Source organism: Mesorhizobium huakuii (assembly GCF_014189455.1).
Lineage (GTDB): Bacteria > Pseudomonadota > Alphaproteobacteria > Rhizobiales > Rhizobiaceae > Mesorhizobium > Mesorhizobium huakuii_A.
Genome location: NZ_CP050296.1, coordinates 1,731,020 through 1,751,375 on the forward strand (window position 1 = coordinate 1,731,020; position 20,356 = coordinate 1,751,375).

Genomic DNA, 20,356 nt, shown 5'->3' on the forward strand with positions numbered 1-20,356 from the left:
ATCCGCGCGGCGCAGTAAGCCTATTTCAGCAATCGGCCTTCGATCGACCAACGCGCGGCAAGGAAATTCAGCACCGCCGCCACGATGACGCCGCCGATCTTTGCCGGCCACACTCCGGCGATGCCGGCGAACAGTGCGATCGACAGGCTGGAGACGCCGAGCGAAATCAGCGCCCCGAGCGAAACGAAACGCAGGAAAGCATCATGCAGCCGGATGGCGTGGTTGCGCTCGAACGACCAGAAGCCGTTGGCCACGAAGGAGAAGACGACGGCGATCGACCATGAGATGACGTTGGCCGGCAGCGGCGGGACATGCAGCTTGAGCAGCAGGAAAAAGCCGGCAAGGTCGATCGCCGTGTTCGCCAGCCCGACAATGGCAAAGCGCACGATCTTGCTGCCGGTCGAACGGCGGGGCTGGTCCGTGCCGCTCATCCCTTGCCGTCCATGATCTCGACACCGGCGCGGGCGAGGCTGGCGCCGAAGGCGTCCGAGGCCAGGACCGCGTATTCCACCTCGCGCACGCCTTGCATCGGGTCGCGCGCCCGCAGCGTCTCGTCGACATGGCCGGGATGGCACATGAACAGGCCTCGTTCCGGCAGCGCCTCGACAGCGGCCTGCAGAACCGGAGCAAATCTATCGGGTTGCCGCCAGTCATAGATGCCGGTCAGCGGCGCGAAAAGGGCGAACCCGGCGCGCGCCATCGAGCGGTTGAAGCCGGCAGCCACGGCAGCGATTGCCGCGACTTTCGGCGCCACGGCGGCATTGCCCAGCGCCGGCGCACCGCGCAGCGCCGGCCTGCCGCCAGCTTCGGAAAAATGCGCCCGCAGCCATTTGCGCACGACGGGCAGGAAATGCACGTGCTGGTGCCCGTCTATGAAGTCAGGTTGGCGGCCAAGCGCTTCGACGAAGCGGCTGTACTGCGCGTCGAGCTCGGCATGGACATCCCGCTCGTTAATGTTTCCGCGCAGGACCGGCAGTGCCAAGGAACGCAGCGGCGGCAGCCGGCCTTCCGGCGCCAGGCTCGACCGGCCGGTGACAGCCGATTGGTCCGTCAGGGTCAGGTGCAGCCCGACCGCCTTACGACCACACAGCGGCTTTATGCGCTCAGCCTCCACAGGCCATTCCGGAAAGCCGGTCATGCAGCTGGTGCCGGTCAGGCGCCTGCGATCGAGCAGGTCGAGAATCGCGGTGGAGACGCCAGGCGCCAGGCCGTAGTCGTCGGCAATCAGGCGGATGCGCCGCGTCATGGGCCTGGTGGCCTGTCCGAAACGTCGCCGCGCACGACATCGCGCACGAGATAGACCGGCCGGTCCTTGCTTTCCGAAAGCGTGACCCAGACATATTCGCCGATCAGGCCGAGCAAGGTGAGGTTGAGACCGCCGAGCAGGACGACGGCGACCATAAGGCTGGGATAGCCGGGGACGGCGATGCCGTAGAACAGCACCTCGAAGAACACTTTGGCTCCGTAGATGATGCCCGCCAACGCCGCGAGCATCCCACTCAGGCTGATGATGCGCAGCGGAATGACGGAAAACGACGTAAACCCTTCCAGCGAGAAGGCGATCAGGTTGAGCCGGCTCCATTTCGACGTGCCGACAGCGCGGTTTTCCGGCGAGTATTGTATGGCTTTCTGGCGAAAGCCCGCCCAGGCGAACAGGCCCTTGTTGAAGCGCCGCTTGTCGCGCAGGCTCGTCAGTGCGCGCACCACGGCGCCACGCATGACGCGAAAATCCCCCGCGTTCTCCGGAATGTCGAAACGCTGGCTGCTGTTGATCAGGCTGTAGAACAGCTTCGCGAGTTGGCTGCGCCGCCAGCTGGCCTCGCGGCGGTCGTTCTGCGCGAAGACGACATCGATATCCGGGTTTTCCACCAGCTCGGCGATCATCCTCAGGCTGGTGTCCATCGAATGCTGCAGGTCGGCGTCCATGACCAGCGCCATGTCGCCGCGCGACTGGTCGAGGCCGGCGAGCACCGCGACCTCCTTGCCGAAATTGCGGCTGAGCCGCACGATCTCCCAGGACCCCGACAGCGCCCGCGAAAACCGCTCGGCGCCATCGTCGCGGCTGCCGTCGTCGACCAGGATCTTGTGGACTTCCATGCCGAAGCGCTGCGACACTTCGGCTTCAAGCTTGTCGAGCAATGCGGCAAAGGCCGACGCCGATTGTGCCTCGTTGAAGAACGGCGCCACGATATCGAGAACGGGCCGCGACTTAGCCATTTGCGACAGGCCTTTCATTCATCATCTTGCCTCGCGTCACCTTGTCTCCTGCTTTCGCCCAGAACCACCAGATCAGGGAGCTGGCGATAACGGTGACCGCGATCGGCCGGAACCAAGGGTAGGTGAAATCCTGGATATGGCGCTCGACGCCGGTTAGCCCTGTCAGGAACAGGGTCACCGCGAGCACCGACGCCAGAGCACCGCCGCGTTCCTCGCGCCACAACAAGGCGACAGCGAGACCGGCGGGCACGGCGATCATGGCATAGGTGTTGGGCTCGACGCGCGGGTTGAAGACACACATGTAGAACGTCGCCGTCAGGAAGATGGCGAGACCAGCCGTTCCGCGTTCGAGCTTGCGGTCGAACCAGATGACGGCTGAAAGCGTGAACAGGGCCATGACGATGCGCACGATCGTGGCGCCGAATTCCGGGAGGGGCAGCCCCACACGGGTGAACGGCGCCGTGAAATCGGTGGGAACGAAATGGCTGGTGTTGTCGACGGCCATCGAGGTCAGCATCTGGCCAAAAACACGATACTGGTCGTTGAGATAGCTTGCGGGAGCGAAAGCGTAAGGCAGTGCGAGCACGAACAGCACCGCCAGCACTAGCACCGGTATCAGCCGCAGGCGCAGGGCGCCCACCAACAACAGCATGATGATCGCTGTCGGCTTGGCGATGATGGCGACCGAACCCCAGAAGAAGGTTTCGGCGCGCCGTCCTTCGAGCGCCGACAAGGTGAGAAGCCAGCAGGCGCCGGTCAACAGGATCGTCGCCTGGCCGTTGCGGATCGCCCCCAGCGCCATCGGCAGGGCAAGGAACAGCCCGAAGGACAGCAACCATGGCAACTCCCCGCCGCCGAGCTTGCGCACCTGCCGCATCGCGGCGAAGGTCAGCACCGCGAAGCCGATGATATGCCACACCAGGCCGCCCAGATGTGGGCCGAGCTTGAACAGCGGAACATAGAGCGCGGCAAAGGCCGGGGCGTAGAGATACCCCATCTCGGACTGAAGATCATAGAGCGGCCGGCCGGCCAGAAATTCCTGGCTGCCATATCTGTAGGCCGACAGCACGCTGCGCGTGTCGGGCGCCAGCAGGACGAGGACAAGAACGACCAGGAACGCTCCGATCCACAGGCCAAGTCCCAAACGGTCGAAAACCAGCTTGGACATCGTCATCAAGACACCCCACAACACCCGGAACAGGCTCGGTCCAGCACTGTCCCGGCATACGATGGCGGCGGCATATCACGGACAAAGCGGCGAGGCATAGGGGGATTGATCGGCGCATCTTCGCCACCCCGAAGCAGGCGACCTGACTAGTCGCCTGTAAATTCAGGCAGGCTAAAATAGGGATTGCTCGGGTCGTATCGATGCTTTGGCTCACCCTTGCCGGTTGAAACAGCCCCCGGGATGAGCACCCCTTTCGGTCCGAATTGATAGTCGATGCCGGCACAAAGGTAAGCGAGATCCTGGTAGCCGAAACCGCGCAACGCAATACCACTGTCGAATGCTGCTGCTTTGAGTTGCTCGGGCGTGAGCGGGGCGATCGTCCTGTCGCGGTAGGCTTTGATCTTGGCCTTGTTGAGCCTGGACGACTGACATTCGGCACCGACCACCCGCGCCAGCATGATGTTCCTGACCGCGGTCGCGGCGGGGTCGTCCAGGGGAGCGGAATATTTCTTGAGAAAGTAATTCGTATTCGGATCGTTCGTCATGGCCTTGCGCCAAAACGGCGGAAACTTGTCGGCAGCCTGCGCACCGATGGTGCCGACCATCGACAGCAGGACGATCGGCACAAACCACCATCTTCTCATAAGCAGCCCCCGTTTCTTTGCAGTTGCCGGACTTCATCTCACTCGGTCATGGTCACTCAAGGCCGGATGAAAACCTTGCCGTTGGGCTTGGCCAGTTCCGCCGGCACCCGCGCGATTGCCTCGGCGAGCGGCACGACGGCTGTCACGTCGGTCGACCAGCGCCCGTCGGAAAAACGCTTCTGCGCTTCCAGGATCGCCGAACCGCGCCGCTCCTTGAATTGCCGCATCCATTCGCTCAGCCAGAAGCCCTCGATATGCTTGTGCTGGAAGATCAACTGGCCGGGCTCGCGGATGATGGTGGCGTCGGTGTCGAGCCGGCCATAGATGATCCAGCGCGCCCGTTTCGGCATCGCATGGAAGATGGCCGAGGCCAGCGGCCCGGTGACCGCGTCGAGGAAGATGCGCGGTTGTTCGGCCTTCATCACCTCGCGCAGCATGGTTTCGAAATCCGGCGCCTTCTCGTTGAGCACATGGGCCGCGCCGATCTCCTTGAGCAGCGCGATCTGCTCGTCGCGGCGCACGGTGACGATAGGCCGAAACCCTTCCTCCCTGGCAAGGCCGATGATCAGCTTGCAAAGCTGGCTGGCGCCGGCGGTCATGATGAAGGCCTTTTCGCCCTCCTGTTTGACGATGTCGAACATGGCGATGGCGGTGAGCGGATTGACGATCATTGCCGCGCCATCCTCGTCGCGAACCGTGTCGAGCAGCGGAATGCAGGCTGCCGCCTCGGCGACGGCAAATTCAGCCCACGAGCCCCAATTGCTGAGGCCGGTGGCGAAGGCGACGCGCTTGCCGACGAGGCTCTTGGCATAGGGCTCGTCGCCGCCGGCGACGACGGTGCCAACACCCTCGAAGCCAGCCGGCCGGCCCTTGGCGCGCGGCTGGCCGTACTGGCCCTTGATGAAGGCGACATCGGATGGGTTGATCGAAGCCAAGCTGACCTTGATCAGCACCTGGCTCGGTCCAGGCGCCGGCACCGCGATGCGGCCCGGCGCGAGATAAGGCTCCATCGCCTCAAGCGCGCTGCCGCTCGGCGTCTTGGTGTAGCCATCGCCGACCAGGAGCAGGGCCTTCATTTCGGAGGGAATGGTCATCGGTGACACTCCTTGATTTTTGGCGGAAGGATCATAGCGCAGCGGACCGAGCTGCTGCTCAGACCTTCTCCTGCGTGTATTTCTTCAGCTCCGTCCGGGCCACCTGGCGGCGATGCACGGCATCGGGCCCGTCGGCGAGGCGCAATGTCCGCAGATGCGTCCACGAGCGCGCCAGCGGCGTGTCCTGGCTGATGCCTTGTGCGCCGAACATCTGCACCGCCTCGTCGGTAACCTTGAGTGCGACGCGCGGTGCGATGACCTTGATCTGGCTGATCCAGGGGGCAGCGGCGCGCGCATCGCCCTGGTCGATCATCCACGCCGCCTTGAGGCACAGCAGCCGCGCCATCTCGATCTCCATGCGACATTCGGCGATGATGTCGAAATTGGCACCGAGTTTTGCCAGGGGCTGGCCGAAGGCCTCGCGGCGCACGGAGCGCTGACACAGCATCTCCAGAGCCATCTCGGCCTGGCCGATGGCGCGCATGCAGTGATGGATGCGGCCAGGACCGAGCCGCCCTTGCGCGATCTCGAACCCCCTGCCCTCGCCGAGGATCAGGTTTGTTGCCGGGACCCGCACATTGTCGAAGCGAAGGTGCATGTGGCCGTGCGGCGCGTCGTCGTCGCCATAGACCTGCATGGCGCGGACCTTGGTCACGCCTTTCGTGTCCGCAGGCACCAGGATCATCGAATGGCGGCGGTGCTGCGGTTCTCCGTCGCCGCCGGTCCGAACCATGACGATGTAGATGGCGCAGCGCGGATCACCGGCGCCCGATGCCCACCATTTCTCGCCGTTGAGCACATAGTCGTCGCCTTGCCGCTCGCAGCGCATCGAAATGTTGGTGGCGTCGGAAGAGGCGACATCCGGCTCGGTCATCAGATAGGCCGAGCGGATTTTTCCGTCCAAAAGCGGCTCCAGCCATGTTTTCTTGTGGTCGGCCGAGCCGTAGCGTTCCAGCACCTCCATATTGCCGGTGTCCGGCGCCGAGCAGTTGAAGGTCTCGGCGCCGAGATGCGCCTTGCCCATCTCCTCGGCCAGATAGGCATATTCGACGGTGGAAAGCCCGTAGCCGCGTTCCGAGCCGGTCAGCCAGAAATTCCACAGGCCGCGCTCCCTGGCGGTGTTCTTCAGCCCTTCGAGGATCTCGGCCTGCCGTGCCGTGTAGACCCAGCGGTCGCCTGCCTTGCCCACCTCGCCCAAAAATTCCTTGTCGCGCGGCATGATCTCGTCGCGCACCATGGCCGCAACGCGCGCGTGGATCGGCTTCAGCCGCTCGGTCATGCCGAGATTCATCTCCGTCATCGGTCGCTAACCCTTCATAGAGGCCCGGCAATTTACCCGTGGCAAGGATGACCGTACTTCGGATAGCCTTGTCAACGCGAACTCTTTGCCCAGGGGCAAAGCGCGGAGGATTGGAATGGCCTATCTCGACGAGCTGTTTTCGGTGGCCGGCAAGACCGCGCTGGTGACGGGCGCGGCGACCGGCATCGGCCGCATGGCAGCGACCGCGCTGGTCAGGGCTGGCGCCAGCGTCATGATCGCTTCGCGCAAGGGCGAGGATTGCATAAAGGTCGCCAATGCGTTGAACGGGCTTGGCGCCCCTGGCCGGGCCGAGGGCTTTGCCGGCGACGTCTCGAGTGAGGCTGGCATCGCCGCGCTCGTCGCCGATGTCAAGGCGCGAACCGAAAAACTCGATATTCTGATCAACAATGCCGGCGTTTCCTGGGGCGCGCCGCTCGAGAGCTTCCCTTATTCGGCATGGGCCAAGGTGTTCGGCGTCAATGTCACCGCGGTCTTCCATCTGACGCGCGAATTGCTGCCGCTGCTCGAAGCAGCCGCCAGCGACGCCGATCCGGCCCGGGTGATCAATCTGGGTTCGGTGATGGGCACGCAGCCGCTGGCCGACGACGCCTATTCCTACACGGCGTCGAAGGCCGCGGTGCATCATCTGACGCGTACGCTGGCGCTCGAATTCGCCGCCCGCCGCATCACCGTCAACGCCTTTGCCCCCGGCCCCTTCCAGAGCCGGATGACGGCCTTTGCCACCGGCACGGATGAGCAGGCCAAACACGTCGGCAGCCATGTTCCGATCGGCCGTATCGGCGCGGCGGATGACATTGCCGGCGCAACGCTCTATTTGTGCAGCCGTGCAGGCAGCTATGTCACCGGCGCCGTCCTGCCGATCGACGGCGGGCAGTCGGTGCAGCATGGATTGACCTTGTTCAAGGAATGACATTTTCCGGCCGTAGAAGCCGGAGGTGAACTGGAGGACATGAGCGTGGAACCGATCAGTCTCGATGTGCTTCTGGCCAGCGTCGGCAAGGAAGTCGGCATCTCACCGTGGCGGGTGGTGACGCAGCGCATGATCGATCAGTTCGCCGACGCCACCGACGACCACCAGTTCATCCACTGCGACCCCGAGCGGGCCAAGCGCGAGACGCCGTTCGGCGGCACCATCGCGCATGGCTTCCTGTCGCTGTCGCTGCTCTCGGCGATGACCTTCGAGACCATGCCGCCGCTGGAAAACGGCAAGATGGGCGTCAACCACGGCTTCGATTCGCTGCGCTTCCTGGCGCCGGTGAAGACCGGCGCACGCATCCGCACCCATTTCGTACTGGCCGACGTCAAGGTCAGGCCATCCGGCTGGGTGCAGACGGCGCACGACGTGACGATCGAGATCGAGGGATCGAAGAAACCGGCGCTGACCGCCCGCTGGCTGACGCTGACGCTGATCGAACGCCAGCCCGAGACCGCATGAGCGACGCCAACGCGCTCAACCAGGCAGCGCTTGCGCCTTACCTCGAGGCTGAAATCCCGGGCTTTGCCGGGCTCGCGTCAATCGAAAAGTTCAAATCCGGGCAGTCCAACCCGACCTATCTCATCACGGCGGCCAGCGGCCGCTATGTGCTGCGCGCCAAGCCGCCGGGGCAATTGCTGAAATCGGCGCATCAGGTCGACCGCGAATTCCGCGTGATGAAGGCGCTTGCCGGCACCGCCGTCCCGGTGCCGGCAATGCTGCATCTGTCGGCCGAGGCCTCGCCGATCGGCCGCATGTTCTACGTCATGGACTTCCTCGACGGCCGCATCTTCTGGGATCCGGCGCTGCCGGAGGCGCGCGACAATGACGAGCGCGCCGCGATCTACGACGCCATGAACGGTACGCTCGCCGCCCTGCACGATGTCGATGTCGAGGCCGTGGGTCTCAGCGATTTCGGCCGGCCAGGCAATTATTTCGAACGGCAGCTGGCACGCTGGACCAGCCAGTACCGGGCTTCGGAAACCGGCGCCATTGCCGACATGGACCGGCTGATCGCCTGGCTGGAAACGCATATGCCAGCCGATGACGGCCGTGTCTCTTTGGTGCATGGCGATTACCGGCTGGACAATCTGATCTTCGCGCCGGACCAACCAAAGGTTCTGGCGGTGCTCGACTGGGAACTATCGACGATTGGCCACCCCTTTGCCGACATCGCCTATCAGTGCATGCAATGGCGCTTGCCGCATGCATCGGGCTTTCGCGGCCTGGGCGGCGTCGACCGCGCCGCGCTCGGCCTGCCCTCGGAAGAAGACTATGTCGCCGCCTATTGCCGGCGGCGCGGGCTCAGCGATATCGGCAACTGGACCTTCTTCCTCGCTTTCTCCTTCTTCCGTTTGGCGGCGATCTGCCAGGGTGTCTACAAGCGCGCGCTGGACGGCAATGCCTCCAATCCCGAAAAGGCCAGAACCTATGGCGAGGCAGTGAAGCTGCTTTCGCATCTCGCCGCCAGACTGATCGAAAAGTAGACATGACGGGGAGACATTATGGGCCGCTTTGACGGAGCAACGGTGCTGATCACGGGTGCCGCCGGCGGCCTCGGCCGTGGTGCCGCGAAGGGCTTTGCCGCGGAAGGCGCCCGGCTGGTGCTGTCGGACATCGACGAAAAGGCGCTCGCCGGTCTTGCCGCGACCTTGCCAGCCGAAACGGCGATCCTGGCCGGCGACGTAACGGACGAGAAACTGTCGGAGGATCTGGTCAGGCTGGCGGTCGAAAAATTCGGCCGGCTGGATGTCGCCGTCAACAATGCCGGCATCGTCCAGAGTTTCGTGCGCCTGCCGCAGGTTCCGTCGGACGAGGCGCGCCGCGTGCTTGAGATCGACCTGCTTGGCGTCTTCTATGCCATGAAGCACCAGATCCCGCAGATGGAGCAGCAGTTCAAGGCTACGGCCAGGGGCGGCGCCATCGTCAACATCGCCTCGGTTGCCGGACTGGTCGGCGCGCCAAAACTCTCGATCTATGCCGCCGCCAAGCATGGCGTCGTCGGGCTGACCAAATCGGCGGCCGCCGAATACGCAACCAAGGGTGTGCGCATCAACGCCATCTGCCCTGCCCACACCAGGACGGCGATGGTTGACAGCTTCGTGCGCGTCTCCGGCGCGCCGGAGGCAGAGGCGTCGGCCGAACTGACGCGCGGCGTGCCGATGAAGCGCGTGGCGGAAGTCGACGAAATCACCACCGCCATCCTGTTCGCCGCCGACCCGGCCAACTCCTTCATGACCGGCCATGCGCTGGCCGTCGACGGCGGCGTCGGGGCGATCTGATACCTACCGCTTGGGAACCCGCGGCGCCCTTGTCCGTTTCCGTACAGCGTATATAATTTAGCCAGATACCATCAACCCCAGACACCCACCGAGAGGCCCCAGACTTGCCGCCGAGCGTCCAGAAACGCCGCGAAAAACAGAAGGCCGAGCTGCGCTCCGAGCTGGTCGAGGCCGCGCACAAGCTCGTCCGGGAAGAAGGCTATGAAGGCCTGACCATCCGCAAACTGGCCAAGCGGGTCGGCTATGCGCCGATGTCGGTCTATTCCTATTTCGCCGACAAGCAGGACATTCTGTTCGCGCTGGCCGAAGATGCCTTCGAGACGCTTGCCCGCCGCATCGAGGAGCATCCGTCCGACGATCCGATCGAGGCCTTGCAGGCAGTGATGACCGAATATGCCGCCTTCGGCCTCGGCAATCCCAACGAATACCGCACCGTCTTCATGACCGAGAAGACCAGGCCGCCGGAAGGCCAGAGTTTTCAAGAAATGCACGAGGCCAACCCGGCGATGAAGGCGCTGATCAGCCGGGTCGAGGCCTGCGTCGCCGCCGGAAAATTGCAGGGCGATCCGCGCGCCATCGCCACCATGCTGTGGGCGGTCGGCCACGGCACGATCTCGCTGTTGATCACCTTTCCGTTCTACCCCTTCGGCGACCCGCATGCTTTCGTGAAACGGATGTGCGATTTCCAACTGGCCGCGCTCAGCACGCAGAACGTGCCGCCGCTGACCGAGACTCCGGTCAACTGCTGAACGCCAACTCCTTCGTTTCCATACTTCCCTCGCGACCTTCCCCGGCCTACCGAAGGGCGAATTTCTTGGTTAACAAAATTTTACCGTACGCGTACGATTTTGGCTTGAACTTCGCGATTGGCGGACGTATCTGTACGTAGCACCGTACATGTACGGAAAAGATTTACCCGTCGAAAACGGAGACTGACAATGAAAAAGACCCTCCTCACCCTCGCCGCCGTGCTGGCACTTTCCGGCTCGGCCTTCGCCGCCAACACCACCCACCCGGTCAAGCACGTGCCGGCCGCGACCTGCGTCGACACCAAGACCAATGTGAAGCTGGATTGCGCCTCGACCGGCTCGGTCGAGAAGAAGGGCGCCACGGAAAACAATGCTGAAGGCAAAGGCCCGCGCCTCGGCATCGGCATCAACCCGTGGATCGTGCCGAGCGCGTTCTAAAGTTTTGCGCGCTTCTGGCCGGCACGAGCCGGCCAGAAGCATATGTCAGCCGAACGTGACCGGCAGCCTGGCCGCCGAACTCTCAAAGGCCGCGTCGATCAGCTTCTGCATAACGGCGGCGCGCCGGAAGGACGGATCGCCATTCTGCCCGGCATCCAGCGCATCGACAAAACGCCGGGCGTTGCGCTTGACATCCGGCAAGGCTAGCTCACGCCAGAGCTGAACATCGACGTCCTTTCCCAGGCATGCCGACAGCCGCGCTGCTTTGCCATCGGTCTCGACCTTGAGCGCTCCTTTGGTGCCATGCAGCGTCAGCGACAGGTCATTGCCATGGCCGGTTGTGTAGCGGCTCGCCATGATCGTCGCCAGCGCGCCGGATGTGAGCCGTGCCGTCATCGCCACACTGTCATTGGCGTCCAGCACATAGTCGCCGATCCGATCGCCTTCGGCCTTCGGAAACGTCACCAGATCGGCATTCAGGCTGACGATATCCTGGGCCGCGCCATAGGTGGCGAAGTCGAGGATGTGGATACCGACATCGCCCAGAACCCCGGTCGAACCGTGCCGGCTCGACAGGCGCCACAGCCATTTGTCCTCGACGCGCCAGTCCCCCCAGGATTTGCTGACCAGCCAGCTCTGCTTGTAGCTCGCCTCGACATGGCGCAATTCGCCGATCGCGCCCGCCAACACCAGACGCCGTGCTTCCTGGATCGCCGGTGAATTGCGGTAGGTGAGATTGACCATATTGACGAGGCCTGCGGCCTCGGCCGCTTCGGTCATGGCAAGCGCATCGGCATGATTCGGCGCCAGCGGCTTTTCGCAAAAGACATGTTTTCCCGCGGCAAGCAGCGCCAGCGTCGTCGCTTTGTGCACACCGTCCGGCGTTGCGTTGATGGCGGCGTCGAACTCGCCCCAGGCGATCGCCGCTTCAAGGCTCTCGAAAGAAACGCCGATCTGGTTGGCAGCGGCAAAGGCCGCCGCGCGGCCAGGCAGCTGATCGACACAGGCGACGATACTGCAGCCAGGAACCTTTGCGAACTCTTCGATATGATGTCCGGCGATCCAGCCGGTGCCGAGCAAGAGCAGGCGATGCATCAGATCAGGTCCCTCATTAACTCAACCCCTTGTCGCCATCGGCATGCAGGCGCAGGCCCTTTTGCACGATCTTCTCCTTGGCCTTGTCCGTCGGCACGTTCGGCGCATTGGTGATGCCGGCCCATGCGGGCGCCGGGTTATGCGCCCAGTGCACGGCATTGCGCAGCACCTGCTGCACGCCCTCATTGTGATAGATCGGATAGGTCTCGTGGCCGGGCGAGAAATAGAAGATGCGGCCCGCGCCGCGCTGGTAGGTCAGCCCGGAGCGGAACACCTCGCCACCCTCGTACCAGGAGACAAACACCGTCTCGAGCGGCTCCGGCACCGCGAACGGCTCGCCATACATTTCCGTCTCGCCGATCTCCAGGCATTCGCCGATGCCTTGTGCGATCGGGTGGCTGCGGTTGATTGCCCAGACGCGCTCACGCTCTCCCGCCTCGCGCCATTTCAGCGAACAGGGCGTGCCCATCAGCCGCTTGAAGATCTTCGAATAGTGGCCGGAATGCAGCACGATCAGCCCCATGCCTTCCCAGACCCGTTTCTGCACGCGCTCGACGATTTCGTCCTTGACCTCGCCATGGGCGGCATGGCCCCACCACAAAAGCACATCTGTGGCCGCCAGGCGCTTCTCGCTCAGGCCGTGCTCGGGCTCCTGCAAGGTGGCGGTGGTCGCCTCGATGCCCTTGTCGTGGTTGAGCGCGGCGGCGATCGTGCCATGCATGGTCAGCGGATAGAGGTCGCGCACGGCGGCATTGGTCTGCTCATGGACATTCTCGCCCCAGACAACAGCTTTTATCGGCATTTTTCCTCTCCAAAGCGCTTTGAATATCTCAACTGGCGATATCTTGGGAAGATGCCTTTCGACCAAAATTGCTGAAAATCAGCGCTTGCGGGGTTTCCGTCCAGGGACGGTCTTGGCCTTGCCAGGCTTGGCGGGCCCGCCGGGGATCGCCGAACTGGTGATGGACACCGGATCGCTGGCCGGAAACGTGTCCTCGAGGCCCTCCTCGAGTTCCTCTTCCGCGCTCGACGCTTCGTGTTGCTCATGCTCAAGCGAGCGGACGGCCGGCGTCTTTTTCACCGGCGACTTCGGCGCGGACTTTGACGGCATCGGCATTTCTCCCTCGACCTGTTGCCGCACAACGAACGCGGGCGGCAAACGTTCCGGGATCAGCCAGCCGCGTCGCGGGCTCCCTCGGACAGGAAAGTAAAGACATAATCCGAGAAGGAACGCCAGCATTCGACCCGGAAGGCGTCAGCGGCGGTGCGCAACAGCACGATCTCGGCCTTGCCGAGGATGGTGCGCGAAGCGGCGCCCACCGGGAAGGCGTCGAGCGACAGATCCTGCGGGCAACCCGAATTGATCGTGGCTTCGGCCGCCGGACCGGTGACCGAGATCGCGATGTTGCGGTGTGAAATGCCGACCGCCGAATGCAGCGCGGTGACCGTCGCACAGTCGGCGAGCGGATCGTTTGCGCCCTCGTCGATGACAAGCCACTCGTCGGGGCCGAGCCACAAAGCGGTGCGGCCTGCCTTCAACGCGGAAGTCTTCGGCTTCTTCGGCAAGGTCAGGCCGAGCGCCTTGGAAAGCGCCGCGACCGAAGCCTCCGGCGCGCGCAGAGAGATGCGCTCCGCCGGCGGCAGCACCTCGGCCTTGACGCCTGTCGCGGAGACGGCGCGTCCAGCCAATGCCGGACGGCGGTCGACCGAAGGCGATGCGGCCGCAGCCGTTTTCTTTGCAGCAGCCTTAGCCATTGAGGCGGCCTCCCGTCTCGTCGAAGAACACCATGCCGGTAACCTCCACTTCGATCACCCCGTTCGGCATAGGCACATAGAGCGTGTCGCCCATCCGGTCGCGGCCGCCGGCGACCAGCGCCAGCGCGATCGAGCGGCCGCAATTCTGCGACCAGTAGCTCGAAGTGACATGACCGATCATCTTCATCGGGATCGCCTGCTTGGGATCCGCGACGATCTGCGCGCCCTCTTCCAGCACCACCTTCGGGTCCCTGGTCTTGAGACCGACCAGCTGCTTGCGGCCCTTGGCGACAAGGTCCGGCCGCGTCAGGCCGCGGATGCCGACGAAGTCGGTCTTCTTCTTGCCGACCGCCCAGTCGAGACCGGCGTCGTTCGGTGTCACCGTGCCGTCCGTGTCCTGGCCAACGATGATATAGCCCTTTTCGGCGCGCAGCACGTGCATCGCCTCGGTGCCGTAAGCGGCAGCGCCATGCTTCTGGCCTTCGGCCCACAGCGCTTCCCAGACGGCCTGGCCATAGTCGGCCGGCACATTGACCTCGAAGCCGCGCTCACCGGTGAACGACATGCGGAACAGCCTGGTCGGCACGCCGCAGATCTTGCCTTCGCGCACCGACATGTGCGGCAGCCCCTCGTCGGACATGTCGATGCCTTCGACCAGCGGCGCGATGATGTCGCGTGACTTCGGCCCTTGCACCGCGATAACAGCCCACTGCTCGGTGATCGAGGTCAGCCAGACATTGAGATGCGGGAATTCGGTCTGGAGATAGTCCTCCATGTGGTTCATGACGCGCGGCGCGCCGCCGGTCGTCGTCGTCACATGGAAACGGTCCGGCGCCAGCCTGCCGACGACGCCGTCATCATAGATGAAACCGTCCTCGCGCAGCATTATGCCATAGCGGCAGCGGCCGGGCTCCAGCTTCTCCCACGGATTGGTGTAGAGCAGTTCCATGAACTTGGCCGCATCCGGCCCGACCACTTCGATCTTGCCGAGCGTCGAGGCATCGAACAGGCCGGCCGTCGTGCGGACCGCGACGCATTCGCGGTCGACCGCCGCATGCATGTCTTCGCCGGCTTTCGGGAAATACCAGGCGCGCTTCCACTGCCCGACGTCCTCGAACACCGCACCTTGCGCCTCGGCCCACGGATGCGTCGCCGTCTTGCGCGTCGGGTCGAACAGCGGCCCGCGCGCATGGCTGACGATCGCGCCGAAGGTGACCGGCGTGTAGGGCGCGCGGAACGTGGTCAGGCCGACCTCGGGGATCGGCTTGCCCAGCGTCTCCGCCGCGATTGCCAGACCGTGCATGTTGGAGGTCTTGCCCTGGTCGGTCGCCATGCCGTTGGTGGTGAAGCGCTTGACGTGCTCGATCGAGCGCATGCCCTCATGCACCGCCTGGCGGATGTCCTTGGCGGTGACGTCGTTCTGGAAATCGACGAACGCCTTCACCGTCGTATCCGGCCCGGCGCCGGGCGCGGCACCCAGCATGCCACGCGACCAGCTTTCCGAGGCATCGACCTTCGGCTTGGTGCCCTTGGCGGCTTTCGCGCCGGCTTCCTTGGCCGCATTGGCACCCGCCGCATAGGCTTCGTCCATCGTTGCCGACAAGCCGTCCGTGCCGTTGCAAGCGCCGACGGAAACGCAGTCCTGCGCATAGGTGCCCGGCACGAAGCGCTTGGTCTCGTCGTTGAAGGCGACCTTGCCGCGCGACTGCGAAAACAGGTGTACCGACGGCGTCCAGCCGGCCGACATCAGGATCGCATCGACGGGAATGGTGCGCTCGCCGCCGCCATTCTTCGGCTGCACGGTCATCGACGACACCCGCAATTTGCCGCCGGCACGGATCACCGCGCGGCCGAAATTGACCTCGATGCCGAGCGCCCGCGCCTCGTCGATCACCGGACCGGTCGGATTGTCGCGCAGATCGACGATCGCCGCGATGTTGACGCCGGCCTTCTTCAGGTCGATCGCCGCCGCGTAAGCGGAATCATTGGCCGTGTAGACGCCGACATTCCTGCCGACCGCTACGCCATAGTGGTTGAGGAAGGTGCGCGCCGCACCCGCCAGCATGATGCCCGGCCGGTCATTGTTGGCGAACACCATGTGGCGCTCGATGGCGCCGGAGGCCAGGACGACGCGCTTGGCCCTGATCTGCCACAGCCGCTCGCGCGGCAAATCATGGCCGGGAGCCTTCAAATGATCGCTGACACGCTCGACCAGCCCGACGAAGTTCTGCGCGTAATAGCCGAACGCCGTGGTGCGCGACAGCACGCGGACATTGTCCATGGCGGCGAGCTTGGCGATTGCTGCTTGTGCCCAGACAAAACCGTCCTGGCCGTCGATCTTCGCACCGGTTTCGAAACGCAGACTGCCACCGAACTCGGCCTGCTCATCGGCGAGGATGACGCGCACACCGGTCTCGGCCGCCGCCAATGCCGCTGCGAGGCCGGCGGCACCGCCGCCCAGCACCAGCACGTCGCAATGCGCGTAGCGCGAGGAATAATGGTCGGGATCGGGCTTGTCCGGCGAAACGCCAAGGCCGGCGGCTTCGCGGATCTTGGGCTCGTACAGGCTCTTCCAGGCCGCCTTCGGCCACATGAAGGTCTTGTAGTAGAAACCGGCCGAAAACATCGGCGACGCCAGGTCATTGACCGCGCCGACATCGAAGGACAGCGACGGCCAGCGGTTTTGCGAATTGGCGGCGAGCCCGTCATAGAGCTCCTGCACGGTGGCGCGCACATTCGGCGTCTTGCGCGCGTCGTCGCGCACGATCTGCACCAGCGCATTGGGCTCTTCCGCGCCGGCCGACAGGAAGCCGCGTGGCCGGTGGTACTTGAACGAGCGGCCGACCAGATGCACGCCATTGGCGAGCAGTGCGGAGGCCAGCGTGTCGCCCTCGATGCCGGCATAGGACTGGCCGTCGAAGCTGAACCGCGCGGTCTTGGCCTGGCTGAGGCGACCGGCTCTCGGGATGCGGAACGCGCCGCTCATTTGGCAACTCCCGGCAGCTTGGCGGGTTTGGGTTCGCCGGCCTTGTAGGTCATGACGAACTTGTCGGTGACGGTGTCGCGCACGGCGTTGAAGAAGCGCGCGCAGCCATGCATGTGCCGCCAGCGCTCATAGATGATGCCCTTGGGGTTCGAGCGGATGAAGAAGAACTTTTCGAAGTCGTCGTCGCTCTCGCCGGCAATGTTGGCCGAGCGCGCAATATGCGCCTCGCCGGCGTTGCGGAATTCGAGCTCCGGGCGCTCTTCCTCGCAATAGGGGCAGCGGATGAGAAGCATTCTGTTCGTTCCTACAATTCGCCGTGGCCGATGGCCGGTTGGTTGGAAAGCCTCTCGACGGCCATCAGTGCGCCACCGCCGCCGCCGCCGCCTCGTCGATCAGGCGGCCGGTGCGGAAGCGCTCGATGGTGAAGGGCGCGTTGATCGGATGCGGATCGTCCTTGGCGATGGTGTGGGCAAAGACATGGCCCGAACCGGGCGTCGCCTTGAAGCCGCCCGTGCCCCAGCCGCAATTGACGTAGAGGCCGGGCACCGGCGTCTTGGCCAGGATCGGCGAGCGGTCGGGCGTCACGTCGACAATGCCGCCCCAGGAGCGCAGCATCTTCATGCGCGTGAAGATCGGGAACATCTCGCAGATGGCGTCGAGCGTATGCTGCAATATGTGCAGACCGCCGGTCTGCGAATAGGGAGACATACTGGTCGGTGCCGGCGCCGATCACCAGTTCGCCCTTGTCGGACTGCGAGATATAGGCGTGCACGGTGTTCGACATCACCACGCAGGGCACCACCGGCTTGATCGGCTCCGACACCAGCGCCTGCAGCGGATAGCTTTCCAGCGGCATGCGCACGCCGGCCATGTTCATGATGACCGAGGAATGGCCGGCCGCGACGACGCCGACCTTCTTGGCGCCGATGAAGCCGCGCGTCGTGTCGACACCCATGACCGCGCCGTTCGGCGCACGCTTGACCCCAGTGACCTCGCAATTCTGGATGATGTGCACGCCGCGCGCCGAAGCGCCGCGTGCATAGCCCCACGCGACCGCATCGTGGCGCGCCGTGCCGCCGCGGCGCTGCAAGGCGGCACCGACGACCGGATAGCGCGCATCCCTGGAGATGTTGAGCGGCGGGCAGAACTCCTTGGCCTGCTCCGGCGACAGCCATTCATTGTCGATGCCGTTCAGCCGGTTGGCATGGACATGGCGCTTCAGCACCTGGATGTCGTGCACATTGTGCGCCAGCATCATGACGCCGCGCGCCGAATACATGACGTTGTAGTTGAGCTCTTGGCTGAGCCCGTCCCACAGTTTCAGCGCATGGTCGTAAATGCCGGCGCTCTCGTCATAGAGATAGTTGGAGCGGATGATGGTGGTGTTGCGGCCGGTGTTGCCGCCGCCCAGCCAGCCCTTTTCCAGCACCGCGACATTGGTGATGCCATGCACCGTGGCAAGATAATAGGCGGTGGCCAGCCCATGACCGCCGGCGCCGACGATGATGACGTCGTATTCCTTCTTGGGCTCCGGCGAGGACCACTGCTCCTCCCAGCCCTTGTGGCCGCGCATGGCCTCGCGTGCGATGGCGAATACCGAATATTTTTTCAACGTCCCAGCCTCGCGCCAACAGATCTAGCGGATTGCAGCCGGGCTTTTGTTCGGCCCGGCGCGCGAGGTGTATCACTAGCGAAACGGCGCTTCCACCCTTGCGCTGTTTGCGACGGCGCTTGCCGTTTTGCGCCACGACGAAAAAGAGGCATGCGGGCTGGCTGTCGTGACGGCCTTCAGCCACATTGCCTGTCGCGAATCTTCGGAGAGCGATCGTGGGCAATGCCTGGTGGAATTTGACGTTGCGCTTCCTGCTGGAGCTTGCCGCCCTGGTTGGTCTCGGCATTGCCGGCTGGACCCTCTCCGACGAATGGTGGCGCTGGGTCCTCGCTTTGGCCCTGCCGCTCATTGCGGCCGTGCTGTGGGGCACCTTCGCGGTGCTCAACGACCCAAGCCGGTCAGGCCGCGCACCGGTGCCTGTGCCGGGCACAGTGCGGCTCGCGCTCGAACTGATCATCCTGTTCGGCGGCGCTGCCGGATTCTATGCTGCGGGTTACACGACCACGGGCATCATCATGGCTGTGCTGATTGTCATCAGCTACGCCTTCTCGCTCGATCGGCTCGGCTGGCTGCTGAAGCAATAGTGCAGGACGACGACACCTTCGCAGGTATCGGGTGGTTCCTCCCCGCCCCATCTGCGACCAAGCATCCCGATTGCCGCTGAGACCAGCGCGAAAAACAGGGATGCAAAAGATGCTCGCACTCGCCAACAAGATCGCCATCGTCACTGGCGCCAGTTCCGGCATCGGCCGCGCCACGGCAAAACTCTTCGCCGAGGAAAGCGCTAAGATCGTCGTCGCCGCCCGCCGTCAGGCCGAGCTCGACACACTTGTCGCCGAGATATCGGACGCGCAAGGCACGGCCGTCGCCCTTGCCGGTGACGTCAGGGACGAAGCCTATGCGAAGGCGCTTGTCGATCTAGCGGTCGAAAGCTTCGGCGGCCTCAACATCGCCTTCAACAATGCCGGCGCCGTCGGCTTGATAGCGCCCCTGCCCGACATGATGCCGGCGACATGGCACGAGACCATGGACATCAACCTGACCAGTGCCTTTCTAGGGGCGAAATACCAAATACCCGCCATGCTGGAGCGCGGCGGCGGCTCGCTGATCTTCACCTCCAGCTTTGTCGGCTACACCGCCGGCATGCCGGGCATGGCCGCCTACGCCGCCGCCAAGGCCGGCCTGATCGGCCTGACACAGGTTCTGGCCGCCGAATACGGGCCGAAAGGCCTGCGCGTCAACGCGCTGCTGCCGGGCGGCACCGATACACCGGGCGCGACGACAACGACGCCCGAAGCCCGCGCTTTTGTCGAAGGTATCCATGCGCTGAAGCGCATGGCGCAGCCGGAGGAGATCGCCCGCTCGGCGCTTTACCTTGCCTCGGACGCTTCGAGCTTCACCACGGGAACCGCGCTGTTTGCCGATGGCGGCGTCTCGATCAACCGGACGTGAAGGGTTTTTGCATCGAACAGGCCGGTTCGCCGCTTTGACGCAGGCGGCCGGTCTTGCTTTTTCCGCGCGATTTGGCGATTCCGTTTTCTCATCGAAACGGGTCCCGAAACCATGATGCTGATCCGAACCTATGTGGCCGCGAGCGCAATCGAGGGCGTCGGCATGTTCGCCGCCGAGCCGATCCGGAAAGGCGCCTCGATTTGGCGGCTTGACCCGGATTTCGACCGGCTGATCCCGATGGACAAATATGAGGCCGCACCGGAGCCCCTGAAGGAATTGCTCGACCGCTATGCCTATCCGAGCCCGGATCGGCCGGGTTTCATGGTCTATGAAGTCGACAATGGCCGCTTCATGAACCATTCGGCGACGCCGAACACCGACTTTTCGCAATATGGCGGCGCCACCGCGACCCGCGACATCGCAGCGGGTGAAGAGATCACCTGCGACTACGGCGAATTCTTCGAGGATTTCGAGCGGCTGCACCTGGCCACCGCGTAGTTGGCGCCCTATCTCGGGGCGACCGTGGCAATTTGGCTGTTGTCCTTCATTTCGACTGTGGACAGCGCGGCC

Annotated in this window: 23 protein-coding genes; 9 read left to right on the top strand and 14 right to left on the bottom strand. The window is 64.1% G+C overall.

The window, feature by feature from the left end; all coding sequences use genetic code 11:
• Window positions 1–20: 20 nt before the first annotated feature.
• The 7 genes from HB778_RS08420 to HB778_RS08450 form a co-directional block, all read right to left on the bottom strand.
• Complete coding sequence (locus tag HB778_RS08420) at window positions 21–431, bottom strand: GtrA family protein (RefSeq protein ID WP_183462978.1); 411 nt, start codon at window positions 429–431, stop codon at window positions 21–23.
• Window positions 428–1,246, bottom strand: coding sequence for a ChbG/HpnK family deacetylase (locus tag HB778_RS08425; RefSeq protein WP_183462980.1), 819 nt, complete (start codon window positions 1,244–1,246; stop codon window positions 428–430). Before HB778_RS08425 ends, HB778_RS08420 begins: the two co-directional genes overlap by 4 nt.
• Window positions 1,243–2,217: a glycosyltransferase family 2 protein gene (locus tag HB778_RS08430; protein WP_183462982.1), complete on the bottom strand. Its 975-nt coding sequence runs from the start codon at window positions 2,215–2,217 to the stop codon at window positions 1,243–1,245. The genes HB778_RS08425 and HB778_RS08430 overlap by 4 nt, the downstream gene beginning before the upstream one ends.
• Complete coding sequence (locus HB778_RS08435; protein WP_183462984.1) at window positions 2,210–3,391, bottom strand: glycosyltransferase family 87 protein; 1,182 nt, start codon at window positions 3,389–3,391, stop codon at window positions 2,210–2,212. Before HB778_RS08435 ends, HB778_RS08430 begins: the two co-directional genes overlap by 8 nt.
• Before the next feature lie 140 nt (window positions 3,392–3,531).
• Window positions 3,532–4,011, bottom strand: coding sequence for a hypothetical protein (locus HB778_RS08440; RefSeq protein ID WP_183462985.1), 480 nt, complete (start codon window positions 4,009–4,011; stop codon window positions 3,532–3,534).
• 74 nt (window positions 4,012–4,085) lie between these two features.
• Window positions 4,086–5,123, bottom strand: a complete 1,038-nt coding sequence (locus HB778_RS08445; RefSeq protein WP_183462988.1) for a zinc-binding dehydrogenase — start codon at window positions 5,121–5,123, stop codon at window positions 4,086–4,088.
• Window positions 5,124–5,181: 58 nt separating this feature from the next.
• Window positions 5,182–6,423, bottom strand: a complete 1,242-nt coding sequence (locus HB778_RS08450) for an acyl-CoA dehydrogenase family protein (RefSeq protein ID WP_183462990.1) — start codon at window positions 6,421–6,423, stop codon at window positions 5,182–5,184.
• A gap of 115 nt (window positions 6,424–6,538) precedes the next feature.
• Here HB778_RS08450 and HB778_RS08455 point away from each other — a divergent pair, with 115 nt between their 5' ends.
• The 6 genes from HB778_RS08455 to HB778_RS08480 all read left to right on the top strand — a co-directional run bounded on the left by HB778_RS08455 (window position 6,539) and on the right by HB778_RS08480 (window position 10,886).
• On the top strand, window positions 6,539–7,354 hold the full coding sequence (locus tag HB778_RS08455; RefSeq protein WP_183462992.1) for an SDR family oxidoreductase: 816 nt from the start codon (window positions 6,539–6,541) through the stop codon (window positions 7,352–7,354).
• A 39-nt stretch (window positions 7,355–7,393) separates the two neighbouring features.
• Window positions 7,394–7,879, top strand: coding sequence for a MaoC family dehydratase (locus tag HB778_RS08460; RefSeq protein ID WP_280515956.1), 486 nt, complete (start codon window positions 7,394–7,396; stop codon window positions 7,877–7,879).
• Window positions 7,876–8,904 carry a phosphotransferase family protein gene (locus HB778_RS08465; protein WP_183462993.1) on the top strand — a complete coding sequence of 343 codons (1,029 nt, stop codon included), beginning with the start codon at window positions 7,876–7,878 and terminating at the stop codon, window positions 8,902–8,904. Before HB778_RS08460 ends, HB778_RS08465 begins: the two co-directional genes overlap by 4 nt.
• An 18-nt stretch (window positions 8,905–8,922) precedes the next feature.
• Window positions 8,923–9,699 (top strand): SDR family NAD(P)-dependent oxidoreductase, encoded by a 777-nt coding sequence (locus tag HB778_RS08470; RefSeq protein ID WP_183462995.1) that lies wholly within the window; start codon window positions 8,923–8,925, stop codon window positions 9,697–9,699.
• A gap of 104 nt (window positions 9,700–9,803) precedes the next feature.
• Window positions 9,804–10,448 (top strand): TetR/AcrR family transcriptional regulator, encoded by a 645-nt coding sequence (locus HB778_RS08475; RefSeq protein WP_095199446.1) that lies wholly within the window; start codon window positions 9,804–9,806, stop codon window positions 10,446–10,448.
• A gap of 189 nt (window positions 10,449–10,637) precedes the next feature.
• The gene (locus HB778_RS08480; protein ID WP_183462997.1) at window positions 10,638–10,886 is read left to right on the top strand and encodes a DUF680 domain-containing protein; all 249 of its coding nucleotides are present in this window, start codon (window positions 10,638–10,640) and stop codon (window positions 10,884–10,886) included.
• Window positions 10,887–10,931: 45 nt separating this feature from the next.
• Here HB778_RS08480 and HB778_RS08485 read toward each other — a convergent pair whose 3' ends face one another.
• The 7 genes from HB778_RS08485 to HB778_RS08515 form a co-directional block, all read right to left on the bottom strand.
• Complete coding sequence (locus tag HB778_RS08485; protein WP_183462999.1) at window positions 10,932–11,981, bottom strand: Gfo/Idh/MocA family protein; 1,050 nt, start codon at window positions 11,979–11,981, stop codon at window positions 10,932–10,934.
• A 16-nt stretch (window positions 11,982–11,997) separates the two neighbouring features.
• Complete coding sequence (locus HB778_RS08490) at window positions 11,998–12,783, bottom strand: ThuA domain-containing protein (RefSeq protein WP_183463001.1); 786 nt, start codon at window positions 12,781–12,783, stop codon at window positions 11,998–12,000.
• Window positions 12,784–12,861: 78 nt separating this feature from the next.
• Complete coding sequence (locus tag HB778_RS08495; RefSeq protein ID WP_183463003.1) at window positions 12,862–13,092, bottom strand: hypothetical protein; 231 nt, start codon at window positions 13,090–13,092, stop codon at window positions 12,862–12,864.
• A 59-nt stretch (window positions 13,093–13,151) separates the two neighbouring features.
• Window positions 13,152–13,736, bottom strand: coding sequence for a sarcosine oxidase subunit gamma (locus HB778_RS08500; RefSeq protein WP_183463005.1), 585 nt, complete (start codon window positions 13,734–13,736; stop codon window positions 13,152–13,154).
• Complete coding sequence (locus HB778_RS08505; protein ID WP_183463007.1) at window positions 13,729–16,722, bottom strand: sarcosine oxidase subunit alpha; 2,994 nt, start codon at window positions 16,720–16,722, stop codon at window positions 13,729–13,731. Before HB778_RS08505 ends, HB778_RS08500 begins: the two co-directional genes overlap by 8 nt.
• Window positions 16,719–17,015, bottom strand: coding sequence for a sarcosine oxidase subunit delta (locus HB778_RS08510; RefSeq protein WP_095199452.1), 297 nt, complete (start codon window positions 17,013–17,015; stop codon window positions 16,719–16,721). The genes HB778_RS08505 and HB778_RS08510 overlap by 4 nt, the downstream gene beginning before the upstream one ends.
• Before the next feature lie 11 nt (window positions 17,016–17,026).
• Window positions 17,027–18,334 carry a sarcosine oxidase subunit beta family protein gene (locus HB778_RS08515; protein WP_432421241.1) on the bottom strand — a complete coding sequence of 436 codons (1,308 nt, stop codon included), beginning with the start codon at window positions 18,332–18,334 and terminating at the stop codon, window positions 17,027–17,029.
• A 215-nt stretch (window positions 18,335–18,549) separates the two neighbouring features.
• Here HB778_RS08515 and HB778_RS08520 point away from each other — a divergent pair, with 215 nt between their 5' ends.
• The 3 genes from HB778_RS08520 to HB778_RS08530 all read left to right on the top strand — a co-directional run bounded on the left by HB778_RS08520 (window position 18,550) and on the right by HB778_RS08530 (window position 20,284).
• Window positions 18,550–18,918 (top strand): YrdB family protein, encoded by a 369-nt coding sequence (locus tag HB778_RS08520; protein WP_183463009.1) that lies wholly within the window; start codon window positions 18,550–18,552, stop codon window positions 18,916–18,918.
• 109 nt (window positions 18,919–19,027) lie between these two features.
• Window positions 19,028–19,786 (top strand): SDR family oxidoreductase, encoded by a 759-nt coding sequence (locus HB778_RS08525; protein ID WP_183465041.1) that lies wholly within the window; start codon window positions 19,028–19,030, stop codon window positions 19,784–19,786.
• A 111-nt stretch (window positions 19,787–19,897) separates the two neighbouring features.
• Complete coding sequence (locus HB778_RS08530) at window positions 19,898–20,284, top strand: SET domain-containing protein (protein WP_183463018.1); 387 nt, start codon at window positions 19,898–19,900, stop codon at window positions 20,282–20,284.
• The last annotated feature ends 72 nt before the right edge of the window (window positions 20,285–20,356 follow it).

Excerpts from the sequence above, each read along its gene's own strand:
- HB778_RS08425 (WP_183462980.1), bottom strand. The coding sequence starts at position 1,246 with ATGACGCGGCGCATCCGCCTGATTGCCGACGACTACGGCCTGGCGCCT.
- HB778_RS08510 (WP_095199452.1), bottom strand. The coding sequence starts at position 17,015 with ATGCTTCTCATCCGCTGCCCCTATTGCGAGGAAGAGCGCCCGGAGCTC.
- HB778_RS08460 (WP_280515956.1), top strand. The coding sequence starts at position 7,394 with ATGAGCGTGGAACCGATCAGTCTCGATGTGCTTCTGGCCAGCGTCGGC.
- HB778_RS08420 (WP_183462978.1), bottom strand. The coding sequence starts at position 431 with ATGAGCGGCACGGACCAGCCCCGCCGTTCGACCGGCAGCAAGATCGTG.
- HB778_RS08430 (WP_183462982.1), bottom strand. The coding sequence starts at position 2,217 with ATGGCTAAGTCGCGGCCCGTTCTCGATATCGTGGCGCCGTTCTTCAAC.
- HB778_RS08455 (WP_183462992.1), top strand. The coding sequence starts at position 6,539 with ATGGCCTATCTCGACGAGCTGTTTTCGGTGGCCGGCAAGACCGCGCTG.
- HB778_RS08450 (WP_183462990.1), bottom strand. The coding sequence starts at position 6,423 with ATGACGGAGATGAATCTCGGCATGACCGAGCGGCTGAAGCCGATCCAC.
- HB778_RS08465 (WP_183462993.1), top strand. The coding sequence starts at position 7,876 with ATGAGCGACGCCAACGCGCTCAACCAGGCAGCGCTTGCGCCTTACCTC.
- HB778_RS08495 (WP_183463003.1), bottom strand. The coding sequence starts at position 13,092 with ATGCCGTCAAAGTCCGCGCCGAAGTCGCCGGTGAAAAAGACGCCGGCC.
- HB778_RS08500 (WP_183463005.1), bottom strand. The coding sequence starts at position 13,736 with ATGGCTAAGGCTGCTGCAAAGAAAACGGCTGCGGCCGCATCGCCTTCG.
- HB778_RS08470 (WP_183462995.1), top strand. The coding sequence starts at position 8,923 with ATGGGCCGCTTTGACGGAGCAACGGTGCTGATCACGGGTGCCGCCGGC.
- HB778_RS08480 (WP_183462997.1), top strand. The coding sequence starts at position 10,638 with ATGAAAAAGACCCTCCTCACCCTCGCCGCCGTGCTGGCACTTTCCGGC.
- HB778_RS08435 (WP_183462984.1), bottom strand. The coding sequence starts at position 3,391 with ATGACGATGTCCAAGCTGGTTTTCGACCGTTTGGGACTTGGCCTGTGG.
- HB778_RS08485 (WP_183462999.1), bottom strand. The coding sequence starts at position 11,981 with ATGCATCGCCTGCTCTTGCTCGGCACCGGCTGGATCGCCGGACATCAT.
- HB778_RS08530 (WP_183463018.1), top strand. The coding sequence starts at position 19,898 with ATGATGCTGATCCGAACCTATGTGGCCGCGAGCGCAATCGAGGGCGTC.
- HB778_RS08505 (WP_183463007.1), bottom strand. The coding sequence starts at position 16,722 with ATGAGCGGCGCGTTCCGCATCCCGAGAGCCGGTCGCCTCAGCCAGGCC.
- HB778_RS08490 (WP_183463001.1), bottom strand. The coding sequence starts at position 12,783 with ATGCCGATAAAAGCTGTTGTCTGGGGCGAGAATGTCCATGAGCAGACC.
- HB778_RS08525 (WP_183465041.1), top strand. The coding sequence starts at position 19,028 with ATGCTCGCACTCGCCAACAAGATCGCCATCGTCACTGGCGCCAGTTCC.
- HB778_RS08445 (WP_183462988.1), bottom strand. The coding sequence starts at position 5,123 with ATGACCATTCCCTCCGAAATGAAGGCCCTGCTCCTGGTCGGCGATGGC.